This window comes from Psychrobacter sp. 16-MNA-CIBAN-0192, assembly GCF_040309565.1.
In the GTDB taxonomy this organism is placed as follows: Bacteria; Pseudomonadota; Gammaproteobacteria; order Pseudomonadales; family Moraxellaceae; genus Psychrobacter.
The window spans coordinates 1-275 of the sequence record NZ_JBEOOX010000222.1 but is presented as its reverse complement, the minus strand read 5'-3'; the positions used below and the strand labels follow the sequence as shown (position 1 = coordinate 275).

Genomic DNA, 275 nt, shown 5'->3' with positions numbered 1-275 from the left:
ACGTATTACTAGCTAAAGATGAAGGCAACCGCCCTTCTACAACTCTTGAGAGCCTACAAAGCTTAGAACCGGTGTGGAAAGATGGTCGCGTTATTTCACAAGGTGAATTTATTACAGCAGGTAATGCAAGTCAGTTATCTGATGGCGCATCAGCCTGCGTGGTAATGGACTCACAATTAGCGGCGCAAAAAGGCTTAGCGCCAATGGGTGTGTTTCGTGGTATGGCGGTTGCAGGTTGCGAGCCCGATGAAATGGGTATTGGCCCTGTGTATGCT

At 48.4% G+C, this 275-nt stretch carries 1 protein-coding gene; it reads left to right on the top strand.

Going from position 1 to position 275, the window contains the following annotated elements; all coding sequences use genetic code 11:
• On the top strand, positions 1-275 hold a 275-nt coding region (locus tag AAEY78_RS13005), incomplete at both ends, for a thiolase family protein (protein ID WP_502943770.1).